Annotated in this window: 29 protein-coding genes, 1 tRNA gene and 3 pseudogenes; 21 read left to right on the forward strand and 12 right to left on the reverse strand. The window is 58.7% G+C overall.

Annotated elements, in window-relative coordinates; translation table 11 throughout:
* Positions 1 to 230: 230 nt before the first annotated feature.
* Positions 231 to 425 (reverse strand): carbon storage regulator CsrA, encoded by a 195-nt coding sequence (gene csrA, locus J3P91_RS09340; RefSeq protein WP_003179932.1) that lies wholly within the window; start codon positions 423 to 425, stop codon positions 231 to 233.
* Positions 426 to 672: 247 nt separating this feature from the next.
* Here csrA and J3P91_RS09345 point away from each other — a divergent pair, with 247 nt between their 5' ends.
* Positions 673 to 1,038 carry an SPOR domain-containing protein gene (locus J3P91_RS09345; protein WP_434603587.1) on the forward strand — a complete coding sequence of 122 codons (366 nt, stop codon included), beginning with the start codon at positions 673 to 675 and terminating at the stop codon, positions 1,036 to 1,038.
* A 136-nt stretch (positions 1,039 to 1,174) separates the two neighbouring features.
* Here the strand turns inward: J3P91_RS09345 and J3P91_RS09350 are convergent, their stop codons facing one another.
* The 3 genes from J3P91_RS09350 to J3P91_RS09360 form a co-directional block, all read right to left on the reverse strand.
* The gene (locus J3P91_RS09350) at positions 1,175 to 1,864 is read right to left on the reverse strand and encodes an endonuclease (protein WP_434603589.1); all 690 of its coding nucleotides are present in this window, start codon (positions 1,862 to 1,864) and stop codon (positions 1,175 to 1,177) included.
* 5 nt (positions 1,865 to 1,869) lie between these two features.
* Complete coding sequence (locus J3P91_RS09355; protein WP_434569086.1) at positions 1,870 to 2,169, reverse strand: DUF1654 domain-containing protein; 300 nt, start codon at positions 2,167 to 2,169, stop codon at positions 1,870 to 1,872.
* Between the two features lie 160 nt (positions 2,170 to 2,329).
* Positions 2,330 to 3,418, reverse strand: coding sequence for an asparaginase (locus tag J3P91_RS09360; protein WP_434603591.1), 1,089 nt, complete (start codon positions 3,416 to 3,418; stop codon positions 2,330 to 2,332).
* Positions 3,419 to 3,744: 326 nt separating this feature from the next.
* Between J3P91_RS09360 and J3P91_RS09365 the strand changes: the two genes are divergently transcribed.
* The 8 genes from J3P91_RS09365 (at position 3,745) to J3P91_RS09400 (ending at position 11,287) form a co-directional block, all read left to right on the forward strand.
* Entirely contained in the window at positions 3,745 to 4,191 is a 447-nt protein-coding gene (locus J3P91_RS09365) for a hypothetical protein (RefSeq protein ID WP_434603592.1), read from the forward strand.
* Between the two features lie 134 nt (positions 4,192 to 4,325).
* Positions 4,326 to 5,285, forward strand: a complete 960-nt coding sequence (locus J3P91_RS09370) for a sugar ABC transporter substrate-binding protein (RefSeq protein WP_434603594.1) — start codon at positions 4,326 to 4,328, stop codon at positions 5,283 to 5,285.
* Between the two features lie 55 nt (positions 5,286 to 5,340).
* Entirely contained in the window at positions 5,341 to 6,894 is a 1,554-nt protein-coding gene (locus J3P91_RS09375) for a sugar ABC transporter ATP-binding protein (protein WP_434603596.1), read from the forward strand.
* Positions 6,891 to 7,868: an ABC transporter permease gene (locus J3P91_RS09380; protein ID WP_305495674.1), complete on the forward strand. Its 978-nt coding sequence runs from the start codon at positions 6,891 to 6,893 to the stop codon at positions 7,866 to 7,868. Before J3P91_RS09375 ends, J3P91_RS09380 begins: the two co-directional genes overlap by 4 nt.
* A 3-nt stretch (positions 7,869 to 7,871) precedes the next feature.
* Positions 7,872 to 8,891 carry a LacI family DNA-binding transcriptional regulator gene (locus J3P91_RS09385; protein ID WP_305495672.1) on the forward strand — a complete coding sequence of 340 codons (1,020 nt, stop codon included), beginning with the start codon at positions 7,872 to 7,874 and terminating at the stop codon, positions 8,889 to 8,891.
* A 23-nt stretch (positions 8,892 to 8,914) separates the two neighbouring features.
* A complete protein-coding gene (gene rbsK / locus J3P91_RS09390) occupies positions 8,915 to 9,829 on the forward strand; it encodes a ribokinase (protein ID WP_434603598.1) in 915 nt (304 codons plus the stop codon).
* A complete protein-coding gene (gene rbsD / locus J3P91_RS09395) occupies positions 9,826 to 10,230 on the forward strand; it encodes a D-ribose pyranase (RefSeq protein WP_434603600.1) in 405 nt (134 codons plus the stop codon). The genes rbsK and rbsD overlap by 4 nt, the downstream gene beginning before the upstream one ends.
* A 28-nt stretch (positions 10,231 to 10,258) precedes the next feature.
* Positions 10,259 to 11,287, forward strand: coding sequence for a nucleoside hydrolase (locus tag J3P91_RS09400; RefSeq protein ID WP_434603602.1), 1,029 nt, complete (start codon positions 10,259 to 10,261; stop codon positions 11,285 to 11,287).
* A gap of 41 nt (positions 11,288 to 11,328) precedes the next feature.
* Here J3P91_RS09400 and J3P91_RS09405 read toward each other — a convergent pair whose 3' ends face one another.
* The gene (locus J3P91_RS09405) at positions 11,329 to 11,526 is read right to left on the reverse strand and encodes a hypothetical protein (protein WP_434569078.1); all 198 of its coding nucleotides are present in this window, start codon (positions 11,524 to 11,526) and stop codon (positions 11,329 to 11,331) included.
* A gap of 130 nt (positions 11,527 to 11,656) precedes the next feature.
* Between J3P91_RS09405 and J3P91_RS09410 the strand changes: the two genes are divergently transcribed.
* Together J3P91_RS09410 and J3P91_RS09415 are read left to right on the forward strand one after the other, a co-directional pair.
* A complete protein-coding gene (locus J3P91_RS09410) occupies positions 11,657 to 11,962 on the forward strand; it encodes a hypothetical protein (RefSeq protein WP_434569077.1) in 306 nt (101 codons plus the stop codon).
* Positions 11,963 to 12,124: 162 nt separating this feature from the next.
* Entirely contained in the window at positions 12,125 to 12,439 is a 315-nt protein-coding gene (locus J3P91_RS09415; RefSeq protein WP_434569076.1) for an I78 family peptidase inhibitor, read from the forward strand.
* A gap of 68 nt (positions 12,440 to 12,507) precedes the next feature.
* On the opposite strand, the gene J3P91_RS09420 is transcribed toward J3P91_RS09415, so the two are convergent.
* Together J3P91_RS09420 and J3P91_RS09425 are read right to left on the reverse strand one after the other, a co-directional pair.
* Positions 12,508 to 12,720: a cold-shock protein gene (locus J3P91_RS09420; protein WP_003179963.1), complete on the reverse strand. Its 213-nt coding sequence runs from the start codon at positions 12,718 to 12,720 to the stop codon at positions 12,508 to 12,510.
* 289 nt (positions 12,721 to 13,009) lie between these two features.
* Positions 13,010 to 13,312 (reverse strand): hypothetical protein, encoded by a 303-nt coding sequence (locus J3P91_RS09425; RefSeq protein ID WP_305495662.1) that lies wholly within the window; start codon positions 13,310 to 13,312, stop codon positions 13,010 to 13,012.
* A gap of 373 nt (positions 13,313 to 13,685) precedes the next feature.
* Between J3P91_RS09425 and thrS the strand changes: the two genes are divergently transcribed.
* The 9 genes from thrS (at position 13,686) to J3P91_RS09470 (ending at position 21,152) form a co-directional block, all read left to right on the forward strand.
* On the forward strand, positions 13,686 to 15,608 hold the full coding sequence (gene thrS / locus J3P91_RS09430; RefSeq protein WP_305495660.1) for a threonine--tRNA ligase: 1,923 nt from the start codon (positions 13,686 to 13,688) through the stop codon (positions 15,606 to 15,608).
* Positions 15,608 to 16,159, forward strand: a complete 552-nt coding sequence (gene infC, locus J3P91_RS09435; RefSeq protein ID WP_169432615.1) for a translation initiation factor IF-3 — start codon at positions 15,608 to 15,610, stop codon at positions 16,157 to 16,159. Before thrS ends, infC begins: the two co-directional genes overlap by 1 nt.
* A gap of 60 nt (positions 16,160 to 16,219) precedes the next feature.
* Complete coding sequence (gene rpmI, locus J3P91_RS09440) at positions 16,220 to 16,414, forward strand: 50S ribosomal protein L35 (protein ID WP_002553160.1); 195 nt, start codon at positions 16,220 to 16,222, stop codon at positions 16,412 to 16,414.
* 30 nt (positions 16,415 to 16,444) lie between these two features.
* A complete protein-coding gene (gene rplT / locus J3P91_RS09445; RefSeq protein ID WP_002553161.1) occupies positions 16,445 to 16,801 on the forward strand; it encodes a 50S ribosomal protein L20 in 357 nt (118 codons plus the stop codon).
* Between the two features lie 109 nt (positions 16,802 to 16,910).
* Entirely contained in the window at positions 16,911 to 17,927 is a 1,017-nt protein-coding gene (pheS, locus tag J3P91_RS09450; RefSeq protein WP_003203624.1) for a phenylalanine--tRNA ligase subunit alpha, read from the forward strand.
* A gap of 36 nt (positions 17,928 to 17,963) precedes the next feature.
* Positions 17,964 to 20,342: a phenylalanine--tRNA ligase subunit beta gene (gene pheT, locus J3P91_RS09455; RefSeq protein WP_434603604.1), complete on the forward strand. Its 2,379-nt coding sequence runs from the start codon at positions 17,964 to 17,966 to the stop codon at positions 20,340 to 20,342.
* A 3-nt stretch (positions 20,343 to 20,345) separates the two neighbouring features.
* A complete protein-coding gene (gene ihfA, locus J3P91_RS09460) occupies positions 20,346 to 20,648 on the forward strand; it encodes an integration host factor subunit alpha (protein WP_002553164.1) in 303 nt (100 codons plus the stop codon).
* Complete coding sequence (locus J3P91_RS09465; protein WP_003179985.1) at positions 20,629 to 20,985, forward strand: MerR family transcriptional regulator; 357 nt, start codon at positions 20,629 to 20,631, stop codon at positions 20,983 to 20,985. Before ihfA ends, J3P91_RS09465 begins: the two co-directional genes overlap by 20 nt.
* Positions 20,986 to 21,075: 90 nt before the next feature.
* Positions 21,076 to 21,152, forward strand: a tRNA-Pro gene (locus tag J3P91_RS09470).
* A gap of 78 nt (positions 21,153 to 21,230) precedes the next feature.
* Here the strand turns inward: J3P91_RS09470 and J3P91_RS09475 are convergent.
* From J3P91_RS09475 to J3P91_RS09495, 5 genes and pseudogenes are all read right to left on the reverse strand, one after another.
* Positions 21,231 to 22,001: pseudogene (locus tag J3P91_RS09475) on the reverse strand (tyrosine-type recombinase/integrase); the annotation flags it as partial.
* 35 nt (positions 22,002 to 22,036) lie between these two features.
* Positions 22,037 to 22,260 (reverse strand): annotated as a pseudogene (locus tag J3P91_RS09480) (hypothetical protein).
* 137 nt (positions 22,261 to 22,397) lie between these two features.
* Entirely contained in the window at positions 22,398 to 22,679 is a 282-nt protein-coding gene (locus tag J3P91_RS09485; protein ID WP_434603606.1) for a hypothetical protein, read from the reverse strand.
* 149 nt (positions 22,680 to 22,828) lie between these two features.
* Positions 22,829 to 23,590, reverse strand: coding sequence for a hypothetical protein (locus tag J3P91_RS09490; RefSeq protein ID WP_434603608.1), 762 nt, complete (start codon positions 23,588 to 23,590; stop codon positions 22,829 to 22,831).
* A gap of 49 nt (positions 23,591 to 23,639) precedes the next feature.
* Positions 23,640 to 24,247 (reverse strand): annotated as a pseudogene (locus tag J3P91_RS09495) (hypothetical protein).
* A 204-nt stretch (positions 24,248 to 24,451) separates the two neighbouring features.
* Here J3P91_RS09495 and J3P91_RS09500 point away from each other — a divergent pair.
* A complete protein-coding gene (locus tag J3P91_RS09500) occupies positions 24,452 to 25,495 on the forward strand; it encodes a putative phage abortive infection protein (protein WP_434603609.1) in 1,044 nt (347 codons plus the stop codon).
* Positions 25,496 to 25,521 lie beyond the last annotated feature (26 nt).

Here is a 25,521-nt window from a genome sequence, read left to right on the forward strand (position 1 = left end):
CTTCGACCTTCGCGCTGACAGCACAGTCCCCATGCCGGAACCGGTCACGAACGCCTGCTTCGTCGCCATTAAAACGAAACGTCTGACAGCCATGCTGTGAGACATGCCAGTAGTATCGGTTTTAACGGAACGTCAAAGGCGGGATAGAGCAGGGTGAGGCTCGGTCGGCCTGATCTTTAGCCAGCCACTGCGCTGCTGCAAACGGGCTGGCTGCGGATTGCGGCAGGGGCTCAGGGCGTTTGTGGCTTGTCAGGAGCAGTCAGGCCGGCCTGGATACGCTGATAGATTTCTTCGCGGTGCACCGCAACGTTTTTCGGGGCGTTGATGCCGATCCGGACTTGTTGGCCGCTTACGCCCAGAATGGTGATCGTGATGTCGTCACCAATGTTTATGCTTTCACCGACTTTGCGGGTGAGTATCAGCATGGTGTTCTCCTTGATTGCTTTATAGGGCACCTGATTCAGACAGTGCAGATGTCGGTACTGCTTATAGATTAGTGCTAAGTGTCACAATGTGGGTGCCTCTTTCTGACGTGCAGATGCTGCATTAATTCCCAGGGTGCGACTATACAGAGACGCCGGAGAGGTTTCTCGTGTTTTGAGCTCCGTTTGCGGCGTTTTTGGCGACAGTGAGTGCTAAAATTCCCGCCTCATGTCTTTCGGGGGAATCGTTGTGCGTAAATTGGCTTGGGTATTGGTGGTATTGGCGCTGGCGGGATGCGGTGAAGGGCGTGACGTCGCGGCACCCAAGCCCAAGCCCGTGGCGAGCTCTACGCCGGCCGCCGCTGCCGCACCGCAGTGGGCCGTCGAGGTTCGAGGCCAGACGCCCCAGGCCGTCAGCGACCTGACCGGATGGCTGATCGAGCACAGCTTCATGTCCACCGTCGTCAGGGAAAACGGCAAGGACCGCGTCCTGGTAGGGCCGTTAAGCTCCAAGGCTGAAGCCGAAGCGAAGCAGGAACAGATCACCGCTGCCTTGGTCCGTGCGAAGAAACGCAACATCGAAGCCTTGGTGGTGGACTTCCCGCCTGCTCAATAATCGGTCAATACAGAACCTGTGGGAGCGAGCTTGCTCGCGATAGCGGTATATCAGTCGACAAACCCTGTTGTCTGTCACTCCGCTATCGCGAGCAAGCTCGCTCCTACATTGTTTTGTGCTGTTAACGAATGCCAGGTCAGCCGCAGGCCTTCAGGTCCACCGGGCCGACGAATTCGTTCCCGCGGCCCATGACACACGCCACGCTCTGGTTGCGCTGGCGTTCCCAGGCCTGCACCGGATAGGTCTTGTCCCAGGCTTCATACAGACGCCGGTCCTGTTTGGAGAGGTGCAAACCGTATTGTTTGCTCATGTAGAAATACGTCCTGGCGATCATCCCCCGAATGGACGGGCGCGGCATGACCTTCTTGGCCTTGAAATCTACCTGGGTCAGGCATGAGCCGTACTGGCCTTTCTGCACCGGCAACCAGCCGAAGCTGAAGTTGCTGCGATCACCGTTCACCTCGCCAATGCTCGGCACCAGGTTATGCAGATCCGCCTCGGCCCGTTGATAGACCGGGTCGTAGCGGGTGCACTGCTTGCGCCCGCCCTGTTGCCAGCATTGGCGCTGATGGCCGATTTGCCAGGCCGGGACAATATGCTCCCACTCGATGCGGGCGGCGCGATTGGCGTTCTTGCGCGGTACATAACCGCAGGCCGCGAGGTTCACGCGGTTGCCGGTGTATTTGCACCCGCAATAGAACTCGGTGGATTGCGGCGCATAGAGTTTCCAGGCGACTTTCTTGGCTTCGTTGAAGGTGCGCGGCGCACCAGCCTGTGCACCCGTGGCAACGAAGACGAGCAATAAAGCTAAACAGCGAACAATCATCGGGCTCAATCTTCCTTCGGCACAACCCAGAAAACCTGCACACCGCCATCGTCGCGATAAGCGAGGGTGACGTTGTCGTTCTCGTCGATTTCTTCGAGCAGGCGTTCCCACTCGTCGATCGGCTCGTCGGGCAGGCGGAAGATCAGTGCGGCCTTGGCCTTTTGCGCGGTGGGCGAATTGATGATTTTCGAGACGCGCAGGCCGAGTCGTGTGTAGGAATCTAAGGGGGTAGTTGCAGCGAGGGGCGTTGCCACAGGATTATCCTTATTAAGCTGTACGGGCATACAGTATTTAACCGTAGGCAATTACGCAACTGCTTAAAATTCAAGAAAATCGTCTGACAACACTTTTCCGACTTTGGTGTAGGAGAAATACGTTTTTTTAGCGGGTGTGTAGGCGAAGCGCCACTGCTCGTAGGAAAGCAGGTGGCGAAACAGCCCGACCGGAAACGGCCGGGCGTGAGTATCAGTATTCCCAGAATATCCGCTGCAATTCCTTGCTGTCCTGAGTCTTGGTCAGGGAGACCATGGCCAGGATGCGCGCCTTTTGCGGATTCAGGTCGTGGGCCACGACCCAGTCGTATTTATCGTCAGGCTGTTCGGCGTTGCGCAGCACGAAACCGCCGGCGTTGGCGTGGGACGAGCGAATGATCTGCACGCCTTCCTTGCGCAAGGCCTGCAACGAAGGCACAACCCGCGACGACACCGAACCGTTGCCGGTTCCGGCATGAATGATCGCCTTGGCGCCGGACTGGGCGAGGGCCTTGTAAGCCGTGTCGCTGACGTTGCCGTAGGAGTAGGCGATTTCCACGTCCGGCAGGCTCTTGATGGTCTTGATGTCGAATTCCGAGTTCAGGGTGTGACGCTTGGCCGGCAGGCGGAACCAGTAGGATTTGCCTTCCACTACCATGCCCAGCGGGCCCCATGGGCTCTTGAAAGCTTCAGTCTTGATGTTGATCATCTTGCTGACATCGCGACCGGACTGGATTTCATCGTTCATGGTCACCAGCACGCCCTTGCCCCGTGCTTCCTTGCTACTGGCCACGGCCACGGCATTGTAGAGATTGAGCATGCCATCTGCCGACATCGCGGTGCCGGGACGCATCGAGCCGACGACGATGATCGGTTTTTCGGTCTTTTCCACCAGGTTGAGGAAGTACGCGGTTTCTTCCAGCGTGTCGGTGCCATGGGTGATGACAATGCCATCGACGTCATTGCTGTCGGCGAGCTCGGCGACGCGCCGGCCCAGCTGCAGCAGATTGTCGTTGGTGATGCTTTCCGAGGCGATTTGCATGACCTGTTCGCCACGCACATTGGCCAGTCGGCTGAGCTCGGGCACGCCGGCGATCAGTTGTTCGATGCCCACCTTCGCCGCCTGGTAAGTGGCGCTGTTGGCCGAGCTGGCTCCCGCGCCGGCGATGGTGCCGCCGGTGGCGAGGATGACGACGTTGGCGAGCTTTTGCTCAGTTTGGGTTTCTTTTGCCTGGAGCGCGCCGGGCAGCAGGAGCAGAAGGGCCAAGGCGCCCGGGACAAGAGTCTTAAAAGCAGATGTCATTATTTTTCTCTCTAGTCATGAGGAATCTAGTCATGAGGATTCATCTAGATGTTCCGGCAGACCTGAATGCCGGGAACACAGCTGGAGGAGCATGATCCGTACCAGCCCGGTCGGCGCCGCTGATCAGGGCCTAAGATATTGATATGCATAACGATGTGTATTAAGTGAGGGGCCCGGGCGAGCAGTCTGGGGACGGGTTTCCGAATGTCGCGAGTGTTTACTGTTCGGTTACCCGAAAGGGAAAGGGCTGAAAGAAAGGTCTGAAGCGCTAAAGAAAAAGCTCTGACGGACGATGCCTTTGTAGGAATTCATTCACGGAGCGAGACATGTCCTTTTCCATCGGCTTTCCCAATGCCGCGACCATCACCATCGGTGGTAGATCTATCTCCACGCTGAATGCCCTGAGGGAGGCGAGCGCTGACGCGGCTGACGAGGCGCTGGGCGAAACGCAGGAAACCGGCACGGTCCGTGCGAACCTGGCAACCGAAGCCGAGGGCAAGACCGAGAAAAGCAGCAGTACGCAAAGTATCGCTATGCAAGTGCTGCTCAAGCGAATGCAGGAACTCCAGCAGCAATTGCGGGAGCAGCAGCAACAACTTGCCGCTGCACAGACGCGTGCCTATTCAACGCCCGAAGCCAAGACGACCGCTATCATGGCTATCCAAGGGCAAATCGCCGATACCACCGGCGCGCTGCAACAGGTCACCGGAAATCTGATCAAGGAACTGGCCAAGGATTCGGGTTCGGGGGCGCTGGTGAATACCACCGCTTGAGGTGTCAACGTTGCGGATGAAACCGCAACGTTGACAAAACCCTGATGCTTTACCATAGTTCATTCCACGCAAACGTTTGCGCGGCTGTCGTGCGACGATTTTGCTCACAATAATCATAAAATCGGAGTGAACCCATGAAGCTGCCATTCGCTGGACGCCTTCTCGCCGTCGCCATGCTCGCGGCCGCATCCGCAGCGCTGCCATTCTCCTCGGCGCTCGCCCAGACCACCGAAAAACCCAAGGTCGCCCTGGTCATGAAATCCCTGGCCAACGAATTCTTCCTGACCATGGAAGATGGCGCCAAGGCTTATCAGAAGGAACACTCCGCCGATTTCGACCTGATCTCCAACGGGATCAAGGATGAAACCGACACCGCCAACCAGATTCGCATCGTCGAGCAGATGATCGTGTCCAAGGTCGATGCGCTGATCATCGCGCCGGCCGACTCCAAGGCCATGGTGCCGGTGATCAAGAAAGCCGTGGATGCCGGCATCACTGTGATCAACATCGATAACCAGCTCGATCCGGCCGTGGTCAAGAGCAAGAACATCAACGTGCCGTTCGTAGGCCCGGACAACCGCAAGGGCGCCCGCCTGGTGGGTGAATACCTGGCCAAGCAGCTCAAGGCCGGTGACGAGGTCGGCATCATCGAAGGTGTGTCGACCACCACCAACGCCCAGGCGCGCACCGCAGGCTTCAAGGATGCGATGGAAGCGGCGCAGATCAAGGTCGTCTCCCTGCAATCCGGTGACTGGGAAATCAACAAGGGCAACCAGGTTGCCGCGTCGATGCTCAGCGAATACCCGAACATCAAGGCACTCCTGGCCGGCAACGACAGCATGGCGGTCGGTGCGGTCTCGGCCGTTCGTGCCGCTGGCAAGGCGGGCAAGGTGCAAGTGGTCGGCTACGACAACATCAACGCCATCAAGCCGATGCTCAAGGACGGTCGCGTCCTGGCGACGGCCGACCAGTTCGCTGCCAGGCAGGCAGTGTTCGGCATCGAAACCGCGCTGAAGATGCTCAAGGGCGAAAAAGTCGACAGCGGCACCAACGGCGTCATCGAAACTCCGGTCGAGCTGGTGACCAAGCCGTAACCCTGGCGACACAACGGCGCTCGCCCGTCCGGGCGGGCGCATTGGAGAGTTTGTTATGTCCGTTCGTGATCCGAACGCTGTCCTTTGCGTCAGCGGTATCGGCAAGACCTATGCGCAGCCGGTACTGAGCGATATCAGCCTGACGTTGATGCGCGGTGAAGTGCTGGCGCTGACCGGCGAAAATGGCGCCGGCAAAAGTACCTTGTCCAAGATCATCGGCGGGCTGGTCACGCCGACAACCGGGCAGATGCAATTCCAGGGGCAGGATTACCGTCCCGGCAGCCGGACCCAGGCTGAATCGTTGGGCGTGCGCATGGTGATGCAGGAGCTCAACCTGCTGCCGACCCTTTCCGTGGCTGAAAACCTGTTCCTCGACAACCTGCCCAGCCACGCTGGCTGGATCAGCCGCAAGCAATTGCGCAAGGCGGCAGTCGAGGCCATGGCCCAGGTGGGGCTGGATGCCATCGATCCTGACACGTTGGTCGGTGAGCTGGGGATCGGTCACCAACAGATGGTCGAGATCGCCCGCAACCTGATCGGCGATTGCCATGTGCTGATCCTCGACGAACCAACCGCCATGCTGACGGCCCGTGAAGTCGAGATGCTGTTCGAACAGATCACCCGTCTGCAGGCCCGCGGCGTGTCGATCATCTACATTTCCCATCGCCTCGAAGAACTGGCGCGGGTGGCCCAGCGCATTGCGGTCCTGCGCGACGGCAACCTGGTCTGCGTCGAGCCGATGGCCAACTACAACAGCGAGCAACTGGTGACGCTGATGGTCGGTCGCGAGCTGGGCGAGCACATCGACCTGGGCCCGCGCCAGATCGGCGCACCGGCACTGACGGTCAAGGGCCTGAGCCGTTCCGACAAGGTTCGCGATGTGTCCTTTGAAGTTCGCAGTGGCGAAATCTTCGGTATTTCCGGCCTGATCGGGGCGGGGCGCACCGAGCTGCTGCGGCTGATCTTCGGCGCCGATGCGGCCGACAGCGGCACGGTGGCGCTGGGTTCACCGGCGCAGGTGGTGAGCATTCGCTCGCCGGCCGACGCGGTAGCTCATGGCATCGCCTTGATTACCGAGGATCGCAAGGGCGAAGGCTTGCTGCTGACCCAATCCATCGCGGCCAACATTGCCTTGGGCAACATGCCGGAGATTTCCAGTGGCGGTTTCGTCAACGGCAGCGAGGAACTCTCGCTGGCGCAGCGGCAGATCGATGCCATGCGCATCCGCAGCTCCAGCCCGACGCAGCTGGTGTCGGAACTGTCCGGCGGCAACCAGCAGAAGGTCGTGATCGGCCGCTGGCTCGAACGCGATTGCTCGGTATTGCTGTTCGACGAGCCGACCCGGGGCATCGACGTCGGCGCCAAATTCGACATTTATGCGCTGCTTGGTGAGTTGACTCGCCAGGGCAAGGCGCTGGTCGTGGTGTCCAGTGACCTGCGGGAACTGATGCTGATCTGCGACCGGATCGGCGTGCTGTCCGCCGGGCGCCTGATCGACACTTTCGAGCGCGACAGCTGGACCCAGGATGACTTGCTTGCCGCCGCGTTCGCCGGCTACCAGAAACGTGATGCGTTGCTCAACGAAGCAGCGCCTAGGGAACTCTCATGAAAACCGCTCCTGCCGTCGGCAAATCGAATGGCAACTTTTATGGCCTTGGCACCTACCTGGGCCTGGCCGGCGCCTTGCTGGCCATGGTCGCGCTGTTCTCGGTCCTGAGCAGCCATTTCCTTTCCTACGACACTTTCAGCACCCTTGCCAACCAGATTCCGGACCTGATGGTACTGGCGGTCGGCATGACGTTCATCCTGATCATCGGCGGCATCGACCTGTCGGTGGGCTCGGTGCTGGCGCTGGCGGCCTCGACCGTCAGCGTGGCGGTACTCGGCTGGGGCTGGAGCGTCTGGCCGTCGGCCTTGCTCGGCATGGCCGTGGCGGCGCTGGCCGGGACGGTGACCGGTTCGATTACCGTAGCGTGGCGCATCCCGTCGTTCATCGTCTCGCTGGGCGTGCTGGAAATGGCCCGTGGCCTGGCGTACCAGATGACCGGCTCGCGGACCGCCTATATCGGCGACTCCTTCGCCTGGTTGTCCAACCCGATCGCCTTCGGTATTTCCCCTTCGTTCATCATTGCCTTGCTGGTGATTTTCATTGCCCAGGCCGTGCTGACCCGTACCGTGTTCGGTCGCTACCTGATCGGCATCGGCACCAACGAAGAGGCCGTGCGTCTGGCCGGCATCAATCCCAAACCCTACAAGATCCTGGTGTTCAGCCTGATGGGGCTGCTCGCCGGTGTCGCCGCGCTGTTCCAGATTTCGCGCCTGGAGGCGGCCGATCCCAACGCCGGTTCAGGGCTTGAGCTGCAAGTCATCGCCGCGGTGGTCATCGGCGGTACGAGCCTGATGGGCGGGCGCGGCTCGGTCATCAGTACCTTCTTCGGCGTGTTGATCATCTCGGTGCTGGCGGCGGGCCTGGCCCAGATCGGCGCGACCGAGCCGACCAAAAGGATCATTACCGGCGCGGTGATCGTGGTGGCGGTGGTGCTCGATACGTACCGCAGCCAGCGCGCCAGTCGGCGGGCTTGAAGCATGGCGACGATCAAGGATGTGGCGGCGCTCGCGGGGATCTCTTACACGACGGTGTCCCACGTGGTGAACAAGACGCGGCCGGTCAGTGACGAGGTGCGACGCAAAGTCGAGGCGGCCATCGAGCGGTTGGACTACGTGCCCAGCGCGGTGGCGCGTTCGCTCAAAGCCAAGACCACGGCGACCATTGGCCTGCTGGTGCCCAACAGCCTCAACCCGTACTTCGCGGAACTGGCTCGCGGGATCGAGGATTACTGCGAGCGCAATGGCTATTGCGTGATCCTGTGCAATTCCGACGACAACCCGGACAAGCAGCGCAGTTACCTGCGGGTGCTGCTGGAAAAACGCATCGACGGCTTGATCGTGGCGTCGGCCGGCGGCGATGTCGGCCTGGCCGAGGGCTTGGCCAACGTGCGCACGCCCATGGTGATCGTCGACCGCGGGCTCGATGGGGTGGACGCCGACCTGGTGCGTATCGACCACGAATATGGCGCGTACCTGGCGACCCGGCACCTGCTGGAGCTGGGGCACCGCGACATTGCCTTTATCGGTGGGCCGGCGGACACCAGTGTGGCGCAGATGCGCCTGGCGGGTTACTGCCGTGCGCTGAAAGAGGCGGGGATCGAATTGCCCGTAGAGCGCATGCTCGAAAGCGATTTCACCAGTACCGGCGGCTATCGCGCGGCGGCGCAACTGCTTGAGCAGCAGCCGCCCAGCGCGATCTTCGCCGCCAACGATATGATCGGCATCGGTGCGCTGCGCGCCGCCGCCGAACGCAACGTGCGGGTGCCCGGCGAGCTGTCGATCATCGGCTTCGACGACATCCAGATGAGCCGTTACGTCTACCCGGCGCTGACCACGGTGGGGCAATCGATCCTACAGCTCGGCGAGATGGCGGCCGAAGTGCTGCTACGCCGGATCGCCACGCCGACGCTTGCCACCGACCAGCGGATCGTGACGCCCAGCATTGTCTTGCGAGAATCGACTGCACCGCTGTCCGGTACATTCGCCCAATACCGCTGAACCGAATTGACGAGTAATGATGTATGCCAGCAAAAGTAGTGGTAATAGGCAGCCTGAACATGGACCTGGTGACGCGTGCGCCACGTCTGCCCCGTGGCGGTGAAACGCTGATCGGGGAATCGTTTTCGACCATCCCCGGCGGCAAGGGCGCCAACCAGGCGGTGGCTGCCGCGCGCCTCGGGGCGCAAGTGTCCATGGTCGGTTGCGTCGGCGGTGACGCCTACGGTCAGCAACTGCGCGGTGCGCTGGTGGCCGAAGGCATTGATTGCCAGGCCGTCAGCGTTGTCGAGGGTTCCAGCGGCGTGGCGCTGATCGTAGTCGATGACAACAGCCAGAATGCGATCGTGATCGTCGCCGGCGCCAACGGTGAGCTGACGCCGGCTGTGCTCGACAGTTTCGACGCGGTGCTGCAAAGCGCCGAGGTCATCATCTGCCAGCTCGAAGTGCCGGATGCAACCGTGGGCCATGCGCTCAAGCGTGGCCGTGAACTTGGCAAGACCGTCATCCTCAATCCGGCGCCCGCTTCTCGGGCATTGCCCGCCGACTGGTATGCCTGCGTCGATTACCTGATTCCCAACGAAAGTGAAGCGGCGATCCTCAGCGGCCTGGCGGTGGAGTCCCTGGAAAATGCCGAAGCCGCCGCGACCCAGTTGATCGGCGCCGGTGCCGGCAAGGTGATCGTGACCCTGGGGGCCCAAGGGCTGATGTTCGCCAACGGTTCGAGCTTCGAACATTTCCCGGCGCCGCGGGTCAAGGCGGTGGACACCACGGCAGCGGGCGACACGTTTGTCGGCGGGTTTGCCGCGGCCCTGGCCAGCGGCAAGAATGAGGTCGAGGCTATTCGTTTCGGCCAGGTCGCCGCTGCACTGTCGGTCACCCGCGCGGGCGCTCAGCCTTCCATTCCAACCCTGCAGGAAGTACAGGCGTTCGAAGCATGAAAAAAACTCCTCTGTTGAACATCGCCCTGTCGCGATTGATCGCCTCCCTCGGTCATGGCGACAAGGTGGTCATCGGTGACGCCGGCCTGCCGGTGCCGCCCCACGTCGAGTTGATCGACCTGGCGCTGACCCATGGGGTTCCGGATTTCGTCAGTACCTTGAAAGTGGTGCTCAGCGAAATGCAGGTCGAGCGCCATGTGCTGGCTCAGGAAATCCTCGATAGACAACCGTCGGCCCTGGCCACGTTGCAGGCGCTGCATGCCGAAGGCGCGTTGGGCACGCGGGAGCTGGTCAGCCACGAGCAATTCAAGACGCTCAGCCGAGAGGCGAGGGCAATCATTCGCACAGGAGAATGTTCTCCATACTGCAACGTGGTGCTGATCGCCGGCGTCACGTTCTAGGTTTTCCCACCAGCACAAGGAGTGCGCCATGCACCGCTATGCTCAGAAAATGCATCAACTGTTGCGGAGTCTGCTGCTTTTGTCATTGCTCACGGCTACAAGCGCCCAGGCGGCGGAAAAAATCGACCTGATCATCGACACCGATCCAGGCGCCGATGACGTGGTTGCGTTGTTGTTCGCCCTGGCATCCCCCGAAGAGTTGCATATCCGGGCGTTGACCACCGTTGCCGGCAACGTGCGCCTGGACAAGACATCCCGCAACGCGCGCCTTGCTCGCGAGTGGGCCGGGCGTGAAGAGGTTCCGGTGTACGCCGGTGCCCCGAAGCCGTTGATGCGCACGCCGATCTACGCCGAAAACATCCATGGCAAGGAAGGTTTGTCCGGTGTCGAGGTGCATGAGCCGAAGAAAGGATTGGCCGAGGGCAATGCCGTCAACTACCTGATCGACACGCTCAAGGCCGCCAAGCCACACAGCATCACCATTGCGATGCTGGGCCCGCAGACCAACCTGGCCCTGGCGCTGGTCCAGGAGCCCGACATCGTCCAGGGCATCAAGGAAGTGGTGATCATGGGCGGCGCGCATTTCAACGGCGGCAATATCACGCCGGTGGCGGAGTTCAACCTGTACGCCGATCCCCAGGCGGCAGAGATAGTCGCCAAAAGCGGGCTGAAGCTGACGTATCTGCCACTGGACGTGACCCACAAGATCCTCACCAGCGAGGCACGCCTCAAGCAGATCGCCGCGCTGAACAACAACGCCAGCAAGCTGGTCGGCAATATTCTCAATGAGTACGTCAAGGGCGATATGGAGCACTACGGCATGACCGGCGGGCCGGTGCATGATGCGACCGTGATCGCCTATCTGCTAAAGCCGCAGTTGTTTACCGGGCGTTCGGTCAATCTGGTGGTGGACAGTCGTGAAGGCCCGACGTTCGGGCAGACGGTCGTCGATTGGTACGACGGCCTCAAGGCGCCCAAGAATGCCTTCTGGGTGAAGGACGGCGATGCCCAGGGGTTCTTCGATCTGTTGACCGAGCGGCTGGCCCGCCTCAAGTAGACCTTCTCGCAGCGACCCCGCAGGCGCCGGCCTGCGGTGGTCTAGTCAACCGCCTCGATAATGCTCGGGTAGCGTTCGAACGCCTGCTGGATGAAGTTCTGAGCGCCTTGCGTCCCGAGCTCTTTCACCAACAACTCGATGCCGATGATTGCCAGTTCCTCAGGGCTGCCCGGGCTGTATGAGCTGTGGCCCTGGGCCCATTTGGCATTGATGGTGGCTTCGATGCTGACGGTGCTCATGGTCGGGCTCGCAGGTTGGGAGATCAGTAGGCTGAGTTAAGCATTTTTGCTTCGGGTTTGGCAGTGCGACTTAGGCATCAGAAGTGCGGTATGCGACACTTGGCTTTTGATTTTTTCGAGGAGCCCTGGCATGCAGATCGACCTGAACAAACCAGATGGACTTACCCTCGACTCGGTTCGCCAATTGCTGGCTTCTGCCAGTGATGACGAGCATACCCAACTGCGAGTGACCAAGGACGGCATCGCCTATCTGTCTTCGGGCATCGTGGGTGGTGCTGAAATCGATGGCCTGCGGTTCCGGCTCGAGACATGGGCGAAAGGGTCAGGCTACGTTGGTCGGGTCGCGGCAAGCGACGAGGTCTGGGTCATGCAGATCTATAACGCGCTGAAGGACAACTGGCCGAACCCACCCTTCGATTACATCGATATCTATTGAGCACCGTTCATATTCAGTCACGATTCAGCTCTGGACTGGCGGTCGTGCTCGGGCAAACTGCCGGTTTTTCCAGTGAGGGCGCAATGATAGCGCCGGTGTTGAAACCAAGCGTCATCCCGGCTGTCGCACGCTCACTACTATCCATCGAAAAAAGGAGGCTTCATGCCTTGGAAGCTCGTGTCATTGAATATTTTGTTGGCCGCCACGTTCTTGAGCGGATGCAGTAGCACGTCGGAGTCGACGCCTGATCCTGTAGCAGCCGAGGCCGGTCATACCCGCTGCGATGCCAAGGCCGCCGAGTTTGCCGTCGGCAAGCAGGCTTCGCCGCAGTTGCTTGAGCAAGCGCGCGCTCGATCCGGCGCGCAGAATGCCCGGATTCTCAAACCCAACGACATGATCACGCTTGAGTACCGCTCCGATCGCCTCAACCTCAACACCGATGCCAAGCTGGTGGTCAATCGGGTGAGCTGCGGCTGACAGGCGGTTTCCAGCAGGCCATAAAAAACCCCGTCACATGGACGGGGTTTTTTTAGCGCGCCGGGAAATTACTCTGGGCGAACTTGTGCAGCTTGCATACCCTTTTGGCCTTTCTCAGCCACGAAGGAAACGGTCTGGCCTTCTTTCAGGCTTTTGAAACCGTCGCTTTCGATAGCTTTGAAGTGTACGAACAGGTCGTCACCGCCACCTTGAGGAGTGATGAAGCCGAAGCCTTTTTCATCGTTGAACCATTTAACGGTGCCGGTTTGGCGATTAGACATGGTGTATCTCCAAGAAACATATATTTTCAGTGTACTGTGCTGCTCAGGCCAACTGGGCACACCCGGGTATCATAGTCGAAATGTTCGATTTGGGAGCCCCCCGGACGAGCTGTTTGCCAATCAGTCGTGTTTCCTTTACCCCCTGAACCGGCTGGAAGGCCCGGTTTCAAAGGCTTTCAGCCGAACGTAAAGACGATAAAAAAAGCTGTAAAACCTGAATAAATCCTGAAAAAAGCCGCTTATCCAAGCCTTTTCAGCTGTTCCGAGCCGTCTCTGGGGCCTCGATCACTCATTTTTTTGCGGGTGGATTGGCCTTGCATTTGGCGATCTGACCGAGCGCTTTCTGCTGCAGTTCAGGGGTGGCCTTATTGTCCATCAGCGCCTGGATATCGCTCGCCGGGTAGGATTTGATCGCGTCCGCACCACAAGCGCAGTGGGCCTTGGCCGCCGCTGCGCCAATCTGCGGGGTCGCCGCTTGAGTGCACTGTGCCATGTATTTTTCGCGCTCGCCCTTGGGCCATTCGGCGTGGGCACTTAGCGGAAGCAGCAAGGCGAGGGGGGCGACTACTGCCAATAGGGTGTTCAGACGCATGCGGGGATGCTCCTTTGTGGGTCGATGTCTTGTTATCTGAGGCGTAGCAGACGCTTCGGTTCAGCACTCTGGCATAAAAATCGTCAGTTTACGCCGGCTTCGATCCAGGCGCGGCGATGACCGTTCATCTGTGCTAGGATGCCGGGCTCGGGTATTTCTCAGGCTCCGGAGGCAACAGGCCCCGGCGGCGGTAAATGTTCGATCAACCCTGATTTGAATCCCAGTCACTCTGGTTCGGTTTCCCGGTTGGCCGCAAGGCTCCTGCCGCTGTAAGGCAGGCGTTCTTCATTGAACGGCCTGGACTGGATCTTGTACTGGCTCATCCCAACCCACGTGACCTTTGGTAGGGGTCACCACTAGGAGAGGAGGCGCCATGCCAACTATTACTCTTCCCGACGGCAGTCAACGTTCATTCGACCACCCGGTTTCCGTAGCCGAGGTCGCCGCATCCATCGGCGCGGGCCTGGCCAAGGCCACGCTGGCCGGCAAGGTCAACGGCAAGCTGGTCGACGCCAGCGATGTCATCGACAGCGATGCCACGCTGCAAATCATCACGCCCAAGGACGAAGAGGGGCTGGAGATCATTCGCCACTCTTGCGCGCACCTGGTTGGCCATGCGGTCAAGCAGCTGTATCCGAGCGCGAAAATGGTCATCGGTCCGGTCATCGACGAAGGCTTTTATTACGACATCGCCTTCGAGCGTCCTTTTACCCCGGACGACATGGCCGCCATCGAACAGCGCATGCAGCAGTTGATCGAGAAAGACTACGACGTCATCAAGAAGGTCACCCCGCGCGCCGAAGTCATTGAAGTCTTCAAGGCCCGTGGCGAGGACTACAAGCTGCGTCTGGTGGAAGACATGCCGGACGAACAGGCCATGGGCCTGTACTACCACGAAGAATACGTCGACATGTGCCGCGGCCCGCACGTGCCGAACACCCGTTTCCTGAAGTCCTTCAAGCTGACCAAGCTGTCCGGCGCCTACTGGCGTGGCGATGCGAAGAACGAACAGTTGCAACGCGTCTACGGCACCGCCTGGGCCGACAAGAAGCAGCTGGCGGCCTACATCCAGCGCATCGAGGAAGCGGAAAAACGCGACCACCGCAAGATCGGCAAGCGCCTCGGCCTGTTCCACACCCAGGAAGAATCCCCGGGCATGGTGTTCTGGCACCCGAATGGCTGGACGCTGTATCAGGTGCTCGAGCAATACATGCGCCAGGTCCAGCGCGAAAACGGCTACCTGGAGATCAAGACGCCGCAAGTGGTTGACCGCAGCCTGTGGGAGAAATCCGGGCACTGGGCCAACTACGCCGACAACATGTTCACCACCCAGTCGGAAAACCGCGACTACGCCATCAAGCCGATGAACTGCCCGTGCCACGTGCAGGTGTTCAACCAGGGCCTGAAAAGCTACCGTGAGTTGCCGATGCGCCTGGCCGAGTTCGGTGCCTGCCACCGCAACGAGCCATCGGGTGCGCTGCACGGCATCATGCGCGTGCGGGCCTTTACCCAGGACGACGCCCACATTTTCTGCACCGAAGAGCAGATGCAGGCCGAATCCGCCGCGTTCATCAAGCTGACCATGGACGTCTACCGGGACTTCGGCTTCACCGAAGTCGAGATGAAGCTGTCCACTCGTCCGGAAAAACGCGTCGGCTCCGACGAACTGTGGGATCGCGCCGAAGCAGCCCTGGCCGCTGCGCTCGACAGCGCGGGCCTTGCGTACGATCTGCAGCCGGGCGAGGGCGCTTTCTACGGTCCGAAGATCGAATTCTCGCTGAAAGATTGCCTTGGTCGCGTCTGGCAGTGTGGTACCCTGCAGCTCGATTTTAACCTGCCGATCCGTCTGGGCGCTGAATATGTGTCCGAAGACAACAGCCGCAAGCACCCGGTCATGCTTCACCGCGCGATCCTCGGTTCCTTCGAGCGTTTCGTCGGTATCCTGATCGAACACTACGAGGGTGCGTTCCCCGCGTGGCTGGCGCCGACCCAGGCAGTGATCATGAATATCACTGATAAACAGGCAGATTTTGCCGCTGAAGTCGAAAAAACTCTCAACCAAAGCGGATTTCGTGCCAAGTCCGACTTGAGAAATGAAAAGATCGGCTTTAAAATCCGCGAGCATACTTTGCTCAAGGTTCCCTTTCTCTTGGTTATTGGAGATCGGGAGGTCGAGATGCAGACTGTCGCTGTGCGTACTCGTGAAGGTGCTGACCTGGGCTCGATGCCCGTCGCCGAATTCGCTGAGTTTCTCGCGCAAGCGGTTTCCCGGCGTGGTCGCCCAGATTCGGAGTAATTATTATTAAGCGTGAAATGAGACAAGATAAACGAGCTGCACCGAAAGCCCCGATCAACGAGAATATCTCGGCACGCGAGGTTCGGTTAATTGGCGCTGATGGCGAGCAGATTGGCATCGTCTCGATTGATGAAGCGCTTCGTATTGCTGAAGAAGCCAAGCTTGATCTGGTGGAAATTTCCGCGGACGCAGTCCCACCCGTTTGCCGGGTGATGGACTACGGCAAGTCGATCTTCGAAAAGAAGAAGCAGATTGCCGCGGCGAAGAAAAACCAGAAGCAGATTCAGGTAAAAGAAATCAAGTTTCGTCCAGGGACGGAGGAAGGGGATTACCAGGTAAAACTGCGCAACCTGGTACGTTTCCTGAGTGACGGGGACAGGGCCAAGGTATCCTTGCGATTCCGCGGCCGTGAGATGGCCCACCAGGAGCTGGGGATGGAACTCCTCAAGCGGGTTGAACAAGACCTGCTCGAGTACGGTTCGGTCGAACAGCATCCTAAGATGGAAGGACGCCAGCTGATCATGGTCATCGCCCCGAAAAAGAAGAAGTAATCAACAGGGCACGGCAGGCCTTGCGATTATGTTTATCAACTGAATGCGGAGTATCCGAACATGCCAAAGATGAAGACTAAAAGTGGTGCTGCTAAGCGGTTTCTGAAAACTGCTAACGGTATCAAGCACAAGCACGCTTTCAAGAGCCACATCCTGACCAAAATGTCGACCAAGCGTAAGCGTCAACTGCGCGGTAGCAGCTTGCTGCATCCGTCTGACGTGGCAAAAGTCGAGCGCATGCTGCGCCTTCGTTAATTTTTGGATCAAGAATAGAGGAAGTAACTCATGGCTCGTGTAAAGCGTGGCGTCATTGCCCGTAAGCGTCACAAAAAAATTCTGAAACTTGCTAAAGGCTACTACGGCGCGCGTTCCCGCGTATTCCGTGTTGCCAAGCAAGCGGTAATCAAGGCAGGCCAATACGCCTACCGTGACCGTCGTCAGAAAAAACGTCAGTTCCGCGCTCTGTGGATCGCTCGTATCAATGCTGGTGCTCGTGTTAACGGTCTGTCCTACAGCCGTTTCATCGCTGGCCTGAAAAAAGCGTCCATCGAGATCGACCGCAAGGTTCTGGCTGATCTGGCAGTGAACGAAAAAGCGGCGTTTGCTGCGATTGTCGAGAAAGCTAAAGCCACCTTGGCTTAAGTACCCCCGGCAGTCACCAGGGCTCACCTCTGTGGGCCCAGGTGTCAAACGTCTTAAATAGGGGAAGAGCCTTAAAGCTCTTCCCCTATTTTGTATCTGGAGTCTGTACATGGAAAACCTGGACGCGCTGGTCGCTCAAGCACTAGAGGCTGTGCAAAGCGCTGAAGATATCAATGCCCTGGAGCAAATCCGGGTTCACTACCTTGGCAAGAAAGGCGAGTTGACTCAGGTGATGAAGACCCTGGGGAACCTGCCGGCTGAAGAGCGTCCGCAGGTCGGTGCGCTGATAAACGTCGCCAAGGAGCGTGTCACAGAGGTCCTCAATGCGCGCAAGGCGTTGTTCGAGGAGGCGGATCTGGCTGCCAAACTCGCCGCCGAGTCCATCGACGTGACCCTGCCTGGCCGTGGCCAGACTTCCGGTGGCTTGCATCCGGTGACCCGCACCCTGGAGCGCATCGAGCAGTTCTTCACCCATATCGGCTATGGCATCGCCGAAGGCCCTGAGGTCGAAGACGACTACCACAACTTCGAAGCGCTCAACATCCCAGGCCATCACCCGGCCCGGTCGATGCATGACACCTTCTATTTCAATGCGAACATGCTGTTGCGCACCCATACCTCGCCGGTACAGGTCCGCACCATGGAATCGCAGCAGCCGCCGATCCGCATCGTCTGCCCAGGCCGTGTGTACCGCAGCGACTCCGATATCACCCACTCGCCGATGTTCCATCAGGTTGAAGGCCTGCTAGTGGATCGCGACATCAATTTCGCCGACCTGAAAGGCACTATCGAAGAGTTCCTGCGGGTGTTCTTCGAAAAAGAACTGGCCGTGCGTTTCCGCCCTTCGTACTTCCCGTTCACCGAGCCATCGGCGGAAGTCGACATGGAATGCGTGATGTGCAGCGGCAAAGGCTGCCGTGTCTGCAAACAGACCGGCTGGCTGGAAGTCATGGGCTGCGGCATGGTTCATCCGAACGTGCTGCGCATGTCCGGGATCGATCCGGAAGAGTTCTCCGGCTTTGCCTTCGGCATGGGCGTCGAGCGCCTGGCCATGCTGCGTTACGGTGTGAATGACTTGCGCCTGTTCTTCGACAACGACTTGCGATTCCTTGCGCAATTTCGCTAGGTCGCAGTCGGTAACGAATTTATTAAGGGGAGCAGGATGAAATTCAGTGAACAATGGCTGCGCGGCTGGGTAAGCCCGCAGGTAAGCCAGGACGAGCTGGTTGCTCGCCTGTCGATGGCCGGCCTTGAGGTCGATAGCGTGACGCCGGCCGCCGGTGAGTTCAGCGGTGTGGTCGTAGGCGAGGTGCTGAGCACCGAGCAGCACCCGGACGCCGATAAACTGCGGGTTTGCCAGGTCAGCAATGGCGCGGAGACCTTCCAGGTCGTCTGCGGCGCGCCCAACGTGCGCCCGGGCCTGAAGATTCCGTTCGCCATGATCGGCGCCGAACTGCCGGGCGACTTCAAGATCAAGAAAGCCAAGCTGCGCGGCGTCGAATCCAACGGCATGTTGTGCTCCCAGGCCGAACTGCAGATCGGCGAAGGCAATGACGGCCTGATGGAACTGCCGGCCGACGCACCGGTTGGCCAGGACATTCGTGAATACCTGGGCCTGGACGATGCCAGCATCGAAGTCGACCTGACGCCGAACCGTGGCGACTGCCTGTCCCTCGCCGGTCTGGCGCGCGAAGTGGGCGCCTTGTATGACGCACCGGTTACCCGCCCTGCGGTCGCGGTCGTTCCGGCGGTGCATGATGAAGTGCGCCCGGTTGAAGTTCTCGCGCCGGCCGCATGCCCGCGTTACCTGGGTCGTGTAATCCGCAACGTCGACCTGTCGAAGCCGACCCCGCTGTGGATGGTCGAGCGCCTGCGGCGCGCCGACGTGCGCAGCATCGACGCGGCCGTCGACATCACCAACTATGTGATGCTCGAACTGGGCCAGCCGCTGCACGCGTTCGACCTGGCTGAAATCAACGGCGGCATCCGCGTGCGCATGGCCGACGAAGGCGAGAAGCTGGTACTGCTCGACGGCCAGGAAGTGACCCTGCGCAGCGACACACTGGTGATTGCCGACCACACCCGCGCCCTGGCGATTGCCGGCGTGATGGGCGGCGAGCACAGTGGCGTCTCCAAGACGACCCGTGATGTGTTCCTCGAGAGCGCGTTCTTCGACCAGATCGCCGTCGCTGGCAAGGCCCGTTCCTACGGCCTGCACACCGACGCCTCGCACCGCTACGAGCGTGGCGTGGACTGGCAACTGGCCCGTGAAGCCATGGAGCGCGCCACTGGCCTGCTGCTGGAAATCACCGGTGGCGAAGCCGGCCCGATCATCGAGACGGTCAGCGAGCAGCATTTGCCGAAGATCGCGCCGGTGACCCTGCGCGCCCAACGCATCACCCAGATGCTGGGCATGGAAATGGACTCGGCCGAAGTCGAGCGCCTGCTTAGCGCCTTGGGCCTGGGCATCCGCGCCGATGGGCAAGGGCAGTGGCAGGTTGAAGTGCCGAGCCACCGCTTCGATATCAGCCTGGAAGTCGACCTGATCGAAGAACTGGCCCGCCTGTACGGCTACAACCGTCTGCCGGTTCGCTACCCGCAAGCCCGTCTGGCTCCACAGGCCAAGGCTGAGGCGCGCAGCGAGCTGCCGGAACTGCGCCGCCTGCTGGTGGCCCGTGGTTATCAGGAAGCGATCACCTACAGCTTCATCGATCCGCGCCAGTTCGAGCTGTTCAGCCCGGGTGTCGAGCCGCTGCTGCTGGCCAACCCGATCTCCAACGACATGGCGGCCATGCGTTCGTCCTTGTGGCCGGGCCTGGTCAAGTCGTTGCAGCACAACCTGAACCGCCAGCAGGACCGCGTGCGTCTGTTCGAAAGTGGCCTGCGCTTCGTTGGGCAACTGGACGGCTTGAAGCAAGAGCCGATGCTGGCCGGTGTCGTCTGTGGCAGCCGCCTGCCGGAAGGCTGGGCGCAAGGTCGCGATGTCGTTGATTTCTTCGACGTAAAAGCTGACGTGGAAGCGGTGCTGGGCTTCGCCGGCGCGCTTGACGCGTTCACCTTCGTGCCGGGCAAGCATCCGTCGCTGCACCCGGGCCAAACCGCACGCATCGAGCGAGACGGGCGCGAAGTCGGTTATGTCGGGGCGATTCACCCTGAATTGTCGAAGACCCTGGGCCTCGACCGTCCGGTCTTCGTTTTCGAGCTGGTGCTGGCCGAAGTCGCTCAAGGAAAAATGCCGAAATTCCAGGAGTTGTCGCGCTTTCCTGAAGTGCGTCGTGACCTTGCCCTGGTGGCCGATGTCAGCGTTGCATCCAGCGACGTACTGGCAGTAATCCGTGAAAATGCAGGCGAATGGCTGACGGACCTCAGGCTATTTGACGTGTATCAGGGTAAAGGCATTGATCCGCATAGAAAAAGCCTTGCAGTCGGCTTGACCTGGCAGCATCCATCGCGCACTCTTAACGACGATGAGGTGAATACCGCAACGCAGAATATCCTCACCTCGCTCGAACACAGGTTGAACGCCACGTTAAGGAAGTGACGTATGGGGGCTCTGACGAAAGCTGAGATGGCGGAACGTCTGTATGAGGAGTTGGGCCTGAATAAACGGGAGGCCAAAGAATTGGTCGAACTGTTTTTCGAAGAAATCAGGCACGCTCTCGAAGACAACGAACAGGTCAAATTGTCTGGTTTCGGCAATTTCGACCTTCGGGACAAACGCCAGCGGCCTGGCCGCAATCCGAAAACGGGAGAAGAAATCCCGATCACGGCTCGCCGTGTGGTCACCTTTCGTCCAGGGCAGAAGTTGAAGGCCCGAGTTGAGGCTTATGCTGGAACCAAGTCATAACGATGAGCTACCCGTCATCCCAGGCAAACGCTACTTCACCATCGGTGAAGTCAGCGAGCTGTGTGCGGTAAAACCGCACGTGCTGCGCTATTGGGAGCAGGAGTTTCCTCAACTCAACCCGGTCAAGCGCCGCGGAAACCGCCGGTATTATCAGCGCCAGGACGTGCTGATGATCCGCCAGATCCGCGCGTTGCTGTATGACCAGGGGTTCACCATCGGCGGCGCGCGCCTGCGCCTCTCCGGTGATGAGGCCAAAGACGACACAACCCAGTACAAACAAATGATCCGCCAGATGATCGCCGAGCTTGAAGATGTGCTGGTGGTGCTCAAGAAATAAATTTCTGCTTTTAAATACTTCCAGTTTTCAAAAGCTTGCGATATATTCCTGAGCGTTCCGTTGAGAAGCGGAACAAGATTCACGCCTAGTCGGGGCGTAGCGCAGTCCGGTAGCGCACTAGCATGGGGTGCTAGGGGTCGAGTGTTCGAATCACTCCGTCCCGACCATATTTTCTGAGTAGAGTCAGACACTTAAGCCGATCAGATAGATCGGCTTTTTTGTGTCTGCGCAAAACCCGCGCAAAACTATCCAATGATTTCGCTGATATTCAGGTCGGGGATTGCCTCCGACCACACGATATCCGCGTGATCCTTCTGGTAGTTTCTGGTCATGCTTTCGCTGGCGTGACCGGCTATCTTTTGCCCATCCTTACCGGCTTTTTGGTGCAGGTGCAGCGACAATGCTCGAACTTCGTGGAAGCCCGACATTTCTTCTTCCTTCCGCCCCTTGTAACAACCCGCCGCTTCCCGGGCCTCTTTGAAGGCTCGCGTCAAATATCGTTCTTCGACTTGAGTCCAGTGGTCCTTTGTTTGCGCCTGCTTCTGTTTCAGGCGATCCGGGCGCCGATGGACTAGATACGGGGAAGCGATATCGTCCCGGCATCGGCTGATGACGGCTTGGAGTTCTTCGGTCACCTTGAAACGAATCCAGGCAGCGTCGCTGGCCTTGGCCGTCTTCTGCTGTACCACGTACAGATAGCCTTCCCGAACCCCATCAAATCGCATATTCAAGATGTCAGTGCGCCGCTGAGCATTGATCAATGCCAGGTCGATTGCGTTTTGCAGCCAGGCCGGCGACTTTTCTCGAATGGCCTTCAGGCCTTCAACGGTGTGCCGCTTGCGCTGCTTCTTCTCGATCCGGTTGATGGTGCTGGCCGCCGGGTTGTCCGGGCATAGGCCCTTGGCCGCTGCGTGGTTGAAGATGTCGATCAGCAGCGCGCGGCACTGATTTGCAGTGCTCGGGGTGAGCGCATCCAGCATTTCGGCAATCATCCGGATCGTGATTTGGTCTGCGGCAGGCTCTTGTTCGCCTGTTGCGCGCCGTGGGACCATCATGCAGCTCCTTTCAATGCCTTTGCGACCAGATCATTACCGTCCGACCGGCTGAATGCTGTCCAATCAACGTACCAGAGTTTCCCGATTTGCTCGCCGGGCACCTGGCCGTTGCGGAGGTTATGCGGATCGCCCGGGGGCAGGGTGGTGTGCCGTTTTCACCCCAGCGCCGGCGCTGGAGTTCACTGATCTTGATCAGCTCTTTTTCATCTGTGTGCTCCATGCCGCGCGTGGCGGCAGGAGGTGGTTATTGGGTGGCTTTGGCAATGGCTGCGTCGATCCTTTGCACAGTGACGTGTAGCGCAACCTTTTGATCGGTATCGAACCAGTCGGGCGCCCCAGCCTTATGCGCCATGGCGATCACTTGCCGAGACTCACGGAGCGTCGCGACCATTTCTTCGTGCTGCTCGCGCTCCTCCCGGCCATATCCCAGAAGCGCTGGCCCAAGTGGCCGGCCGGCGGTGGGTTGGAGTTCTGCGCGCCCACAGCCAGCGCGCCGATAATCATGTCGCACAGGTCGCGCTTGTAGGCGTTGTCGCCGTCGATGCTCAGGCCCTGGCGGCGCGTCGCGTCGTGGGCGTTGTTCAGGTTTGCCTCGGGCGAGGGCAGGACCAGTCGAAGTCGTCCTTGCCGGGACGGCACACCACCAAGAACATTTGGCAGTTGAGCGGCAGCTGCTGGGCGATATCGGAGATCGCATCGATCGCCACATCACGGAGCAAAGATTTTTGATCAGGCATAGGAAATCCTCGCCCGCCGTTCACCGGCAGGCTGTTAAGTTAGGGGAGGGGTTAGCCGTTGTCGGCAATGTCGGCGTCGGCCATCTCGCAGAAGAAAGAGCAAGAGGGGATTTTCTCGTTGCGCCGCACTGGGCCGTCGCCGATGTCGCGCAGGGAGAAGCGGACATTGGTGGTGCGATCGCGAAACAGGTATGAGCCTTCACCCAGTTCGTCCTGAATCACGCATAGCTCTTCAAACTGCTCCGGAAAATCTTCCCGGATGGCTCGGAAGTAGCCTTCGCCACCTTTCACACAGCCAATGCAGTTGGCATTGTCGTAGCCCAAGCGGTACATCAGCGGCAATTCAATCTCCGCGCGCTCGACCATTGCCTTGCAGTCGTCCTTCCCCAGTCCGGCATCAATCAGAGGGGCAATCACAGGGCGATCAGGATTTCGATCGCGAAAGTCTTCCAAGCCATCAGCCTCTTCAGCGGTGTACCCGAAAACGATCACGTCGCCTGGCTGCTTCCAAGAGTCGAGCAACCGGCGCTTTAGCAGCTTGGTGCAGGGCGCCCCGTTGCGGCCTTTCATGAAGCGTTCGCGCAGGAATACCTGGATGATATCGGCGCCGTACTTCTCGTCTCGCAGTTGCACGATGTTCTGACCGAACCATTCTTGGCAATCCAACAGAAAGCGCCGGTTGTCTTCATGATCATTAGCGAGAAACGCGTTGATAATCTGAACGTCGTGGGTCGCGCCGTACTGGGCGAGCGCAATCTTGGTGGCGACGGCAGAGGCGGCACCGCAACTGAATAGGCAAACAATCCTGGTCATGGCCTCGTTCCCCTGTATATCAGGTGGGCCATGTAGAGCAGGGGGAGGATCATGGCGTCACCCGCTTGAATTTGACTACCCAGACCCAGGGGTTCGAGCGCCAGGACGCGGCGCCGTTGATGGATTCCCAAAGTTCACGCCACGCTGCGGGATATCAGTCGCGGTAGTTGGGAGATACGTCGTCGCTTGCCAGTTCAGGCGGGCACTGCAGTCCTTCGGCGCGAATATCGATTCGGCTGATGTCCTGCAACCGCTCGACGCGGACGGTGGTGACCTCCAGCAGGATGCGGCTGACCCAGCGCGGCATATGAGTCGAGGGTCGGATTCTCCCTGGCTTGATCATCGCGCAACCGGTTTTTGCCGGAAGTTCCAATCTGCTGGGTACCGGATCGGCTCGCCCTGGCTCAGCTCTCGCGGCGCGACAGAATCCATCTGAGCGTCAGCTTGCTAGGACTCGCGCACCCACAGCCGGTCGCCGGGATTGCCGCACGGGCAAAGTCCGCTCGCTGAGTGTACAACGAACTCCGGAACGAACTCTTCCAGCCATTTCAGCGCAATGCCTTTCACCGGCCGGCGCATGACCGTCTTTCGGTCCTCCAGGATGGCGCGCACCATCGGCGCCGAGAACAGGAACGGCCGTTCCTTTATTTCAGGTATGAGTCGTCCTTGCCGCTATAGCGGCTATCAAACTTTTTTGGTTGTAGGTATCGTTGGTAAATCAATTAATAGAGGCGATGTTGTCGTAATCGGATTCGAGTACCGGCTGAGTTGGTGAGCATGCTAGTCGTGCATCGATTGGCGTTCGCATCAATCATGAATTTTCTTTCGCTTAGCAAAGGTTGCGGGCGTAATTGAGGCTGTATGGAATTAAGAACAAAACGAATAGTGCTTGTTGTAAGAACGATAACTAATTCAATGACTTTTTTTGCCATTAGAGCGATCGTCTATTTTTTTAAGAAGCTGCACGCCGCTGCGTTTACTATTTTGGTTCTTACTTTTGCAGGAGGCGCGATTACGTTCGTGTCGTGGCTTTTGTGTAGACGCTTTTTGCAGGACAAAGATATTCCTTTTGTTGAATTCAAACAGATGGAGTTTATTCAGTATTGGGGGCAACTGGGTGATTTTTTTGGTGGGGTTCTTAACCCTATTCTGAGTTTTGTCGCGATTCTCGCGGTTCTTTATACAATTAGGATTCAAAGTAAAGAGTTGGCGGAGGCAAGAGAGGAAACTAAGATAGCCAATAGAACTTTAATCAAGCAGACCCAGGTTTTTGAAAGGCAAAATTTCGAATCGGTATATTTTCGGATGCTTGAAGTTCACGCACGTCTTTTATCTGATACGGAGGTGCCTGGGAGTAGGAGCCGTGGGCGCGGAGTTTTTGTTGAGTTCAGTAAGGAGCTGAAGGATTTTTGTTCAAAGAAGTATGTAACGGAAGTCAGCATTAAACACTTGGCGTCCGAGTTAATGTCTCGTGGCGATAACGCTCTCGGTCACTATTTCAGAAATATGTACCAGATTTGCAAGATGATAGACAATTCAAGGTTTCATGTCTCGAACTTCCCTGAGGGAGTGTCGGGCCGCTCTGTTCGAAGAACCATAAAAATGAATTATGATCAGAAGCGATTTTATGCAAATATATTGAGAGGTCAATTGTCGTCATATGAGATGCAAATGCTACTGCTGAATTGTTTAACTCCTGATGGGGAAGGTTTGAAGTACTACGTAGAAAAATTCTCCATGTTGAAGCCGCTCAATAAAAATAGTTTTGATGCGGATTCCCAAAAAATGTTTTCTCTTTTTGATAATATGGCATTTATGGATTCTGAGGATATCGATGTTTCTTTGATTATGAAGTTTGATAAAGTTAAACGGGCGGAAAATGTTCGCCGATTGATACGGCTCTAATACATCATGCTGCGATTTGCCGCTGA

The organism is Pseudomonas sp. Z4-7 (genome assembly GCF_051131965.1).
GTDB lineage: Bacteria > Pseudomonadota > Gammaproteobacteria > Pseudomonadales > Pseudomonadaceae > Aquipseudomonas.

Excerpts from the sequence above, each read along its gene's own strand:
- J3P91_RS09500 (WP_434603609.1), top strand. The coding sequence starts at position 24,452 with ATGGAATTAAGAACAAAACGAATAGTGCTTGTTGTAAGAACGATAACT.
- J3P91_RS09410 (WP_434569077.1), top strand. The coding sequence starts at position 11,657 with ATGCAGATCGACCTGAACAAACCAGATGGACTTACCCTCGACTCGGTT.
- pheT (WP_434603604.1), top strand. The coding sequence starts at position 17,964 with ATGAAATTCAGTGAACAATGGCTGCGCGGCTGGGTAAGCCCGCAGGTA.
- J3P91_RS09360 (WP_434603591.1), bottom strand. The coding sequence starts at position 3,418 with ATGACATCTGCTTTTAAGACTCTTGTCCCGGGCGCCTTGGCCCTTCTG.
- rbsD (WP_434603600.1), top strand. The coding sequence starts at position 9,826 with ATGAAAAAAACTCCTCTGTTGAACATCGCCCTGTCGCGATTGATCGCC.
- pheS (WP_003203624.1), top strand. The coding sequence starts at position 16,911 with ATGGAAAACCTGGACGCGCTGGTCGCTCAAGCACTAGAGGCTGTGCAA.
- J3P91_RS09405 (WP_434569078.1), bottom strand. The coding sequence starts at position 11,526 with ATGAGCACCGTCAGCATCGAAGCCACCATCAATGCCAAATGGGCCCAG.
- J3P91_RS09370 (WP_434603594.1), top strand. The coding sequence starts at position 4,326 with ATGAAGCTGCCATTCGCTGGACGCCTTCTCGCCGTCGCCATGCTCGCG.
- csrA (WP_003179932.1), bottom strand. The coding sequence starts at position 425 with ATGCTGATACTCACCCGCAAAGTCGGTGAAAGCATAAACATTGGTGAC.
- J3P91_RS09400 (WP_434603602.1), top strand. The coding sequence starts at position 10,259 with ATGCACCGCTATGCTCAGAAAATGCATCAACTGTTGCGGAGTCTGCTG.
- rplT (WP_002553161.1), top strand. The coding sequence starts at position 16,445 with ATGGCTCGTGTAAAGCGTGGCGTCATTGCCCGTAAGCGTCACAAAAAA.
- J3P91_RS09420 (WP_003179963.1), bottom strand. The coding sequence starts at position 12,720 with ATGTCTAATCGCCAAACCGGCACCGTTAAATGGTTCAACGATGAAAAA.
- J3P91_RS09425 (WP_305495662.1), bottom strand. The coding sequence starts at position 13,312 with ATGCGTCTGAACACCCTATTGGCAGTAGTCGCCCCCCTCGCCTTGCTG.
- J3P91_RS09465 (WP_003179985.1), top strand. The coding sequence starts at position 20,629 with ATGCTGGAACCAAGTCATAACGATGAGCTACCCGTCATCCCAGGCAAA.
- J3P91_RS09380 (WP_305495674.1), top strand. The coding sequence starts at position 6,891 with ATGAAAACCGCTCCTGCCGTCGGCAAATCGAATGGCAACTTTTATGGC.
- J3P91_RS09415 (WP_434569076.1), top strand. The coding sequence starts at position 12,125 with ATGCCTTGGAAGCTCGTGTCATTGAATATTTTGTTGGCCGCCACGTTC.
- rbsK (WP_434603598.1), top strand. The coding sequence starts at position 8,915 with ATGCCAGCAAAAGTAGTGGTAATAGGCAGCCTGAACATGGACCTGGTG.
- J3P91_RS09490 (WP_434603608.1), bottom strand. The coding sequence starts at position 23,590 with ATGACCAGGATTGTTTGCCTATTCAGTTGCGGTGCCGCCTCTGCCGTC.
- ihfA (WP_002553164.1), top strand. The coding sequence starts at position 20,346 with ATGGGGGCTCTGACGAAAGCTGAGATGGCGGAACGTCTGTATGAGGAG.
- J3P91_RS09350 (WP_434603589.1), bottom strand. The coding sequence starts at position 1,864 with ATGATTGTTCGCTGTTTAGCTTTATTGCTCGTCTTCGTTGCCACGGGT.
- J3P91_RS09365 (WP_434603592.1), top strand. The coding sequence starts at position 3,745 with ATGTCCTTTTCCATCGGCTTTCCCAATGCCGCGACCATCACCATCGGT.
- rpmI (WP_002553160.1), top strand. The coding sequence starts at position 16,220 with ATGCCAAAGATGAAGACTAAAAGTGGTGCTGCTAAGCGGTTTCTGAAA.
- J3P91_RS09375 (WP_434603596.1), top strand. The coding sequence starts at position 5,341 with ATGTCCGTTCGTGATCCGAACGCTGTCCTTTGCGTCAGCGGTATCGGC.
- J3P91_RS09385 (WP_305495672.1), top strand. The coding sequence starts at position 7,872 with ATGGCGACGATCAAGGATGTGGCGGCGCTCGCGGGGATCTCTTACACG.
- thrS (WP_305495660.1), top strand. The coding sequence starts at position 13,686 with ATGCCAACTATTACTCTTCCCGACGGCAGTCAACGTTCATTCGACCAC.